This is a genomic window from Roseibium sp. RKSG952, assembly GCF_009711355.1.
In genome coordinates this window covers 1-1,773 of sequence record NZ_SMMF01000554.1, presented here as the reverse complement: position 1 = coordinate 1,773, position 1,773 = coordinate 1, and the positions used below count along the sequence as shown (strand labels likewise).

Annotated in this window: 2 protein-coding genes; one reads left to right on the top strand and one right to left on the bottom strand. The window is 61.6% G+C overall.

Annotated elements, in window-relative coordinates; all coding sequences use genetic code 11:
- Nucleotides 1-181: 181 nt before the first annotated feature.
- Nucleotides 182-1,522, bottom strand: a complete 1,341-nt coding sequence (locus E1297_RS02205) for an MATE family efflux transporter (protein WP_155133346.1) — start codon at nt 1,520-1,522, stop codon at nt 182-184.
- 10 nt (nt 1,523-1,532) lie between these two features.
- Here E1297_RS02205 and E1297_RS49625 point away from each other — a divergent pair.
- A partial coding sequence (locus tag E1297_RS49625) for a hypothetical protein (protein WP_209015593.1) occupies nt 1,533-1,773 on the top strand: 241 nt, incomplete at its 3' end.

The following is a 1,773-nucleotide window of genomic DNA, read 5'->3' as shown; positions in this document are numbered from 1 at the left end:
CACTCAATCCCTTATGGCGAACCGATCCTGTCCGTTGCCTTGTGGCCCTTCGCGGCTGAGTCCACCCTGGCCCTGGAACAGAATGCAGCGTCGGTGGCTCTCTGAGCCCGGCTCCGTGCTTTGCCGGGCCGGGCTGACAGGGCCCGGAAATCCACCGCCTGACTGTTAGACAAGGCCGTTCTCATGCTGGCTGAAAGGTTCTGTCAGCGCGGCGGCGGCAGATCCAGGCGAGGCTCAGGCCGCGGAGCCCCAGGAACAGGTTGAGCGCCAGCCAGAGCCCGTGATTGGCGAAAAGCGGAAACAGAACATAATAGGCGGCAACAAACACCGCCAATGACAGCAGCATCATGTTGCGCATGTCCCGCGACCAGGTTGCCCCGATGAAAACGCCGTCCATCTGATAGGCCAGCACCCCGCAAACCGGCGCAAGCGCTGCCCAGACAAGATAGTCGCGTCCGGTGGCCCGCACGTCTTGGCTCACGGTCATCAGGTCGAGCAAATGGGTACCGAGCAACAGGAACAGTGCACTGATTGCCGCTGCGATCACGAAGCTCCACAGGGCGGTCAGGCGGACGGCACGGTCGAAAGCGGGACGGTGCCGCGCGCCGACCGCGCGTCCGGCCAGTTGCTCTGCTGCGGTCGCCAGACCGTCGAGAAAATAGGAGCCGACGATCACCAGTTTTTCAAGCACGGCATTGGCGGCAAGGATCGTGTCGCCCTGACCGGCGGAGCGGGCGGTGAAGAATGCGAAGGCGCCCAGCAACGCAAATGACCGGATCATGATGTCCCGGTTCAGACTTGCCATGCGCAGGAGCTGCCGCCGGTCGAACACAAGGGCCATCGCGGGCCATGGCTGGCCCCGTTTGGCGGCCAGAACAAGCGTGAGACCGGCCGCGGCGGCGGTGACTTCGGCAATCACGGTGGAACTTGCGACCCCGGCAATGCCCCAGTCGAGACCGATCACGAACCAGATGCTCAAGACGATGTTCAAACCGTTCAAGAGCAGCTGCAGGGCAAGGCCCGTGTTTGCCCGGCCGATGCCGATGAACCAGCCGAGCACCACATAGTTGATCAGCAGAAACGGGGCGCTGTAGACCCTGATCAGATAATATTGCGCGGTCGCCTGTTGCACCTCTTCGCTGCCGCCGAGCGCCTTGAGGCCGATGGCAAGAAACGGGCCTTGAAGCAGGATCACAGCAACACCAGCGGCAACGGCAATCAGCAGGGCACGCAGGAAGGTTGCCCGGATCTCGGTCTGGTCCTTTGCGCCATAGGCCTGAGCGGTCAGGCCGGTCGTTCCGGAGCGCAGGAAGTTGAAGGTCGTGAACACCAGATCGAAGATCACACTGCCAATGGCAATGCCGCCCAGAAGCGCCGCATCGCCCAGACGCCCGATCACGGCCATGTCGATAACGCCCAGAAGGGGTGTCGACAGATAGGCAAGCGTCATCGGCACCGCGATGGCGAAGACGGTCCGGTGTCCGACGGAAAAGGCAAGCGCGCTTTGGGATTCGGTCTGCATAAGGTCTCGCATGATTGAGCGGACCTTCTTTGCCGCCGGTGGCACGACCGTCAAGCCATCAAATTCGCATGGCGGTGTTTCATATCTGACCGGACAAGCACCGAAATGGCCTCCGCATTTGTGGCCAATAAATGCCGATGCGAAAAATGAATGTCAGGTCACGGAAGATGCGATGGCGCCACAATTGATTGATTGCCAGACCGGACGGGAAGCCTTTCAGCGCGGAAACCGCCCTGAAAGGCGTTCCGTGA

Bases quoted from the DNA above. Each gene is read 5' to 3' on its own strand.
- E1297_RS02205 (WP_155133346.1), bottom strand. From the start codon at position 1,522: ATGCAGACCGAATCCCAAAGCGCGCTTGCCTTTTCCGTCGGACACCGG.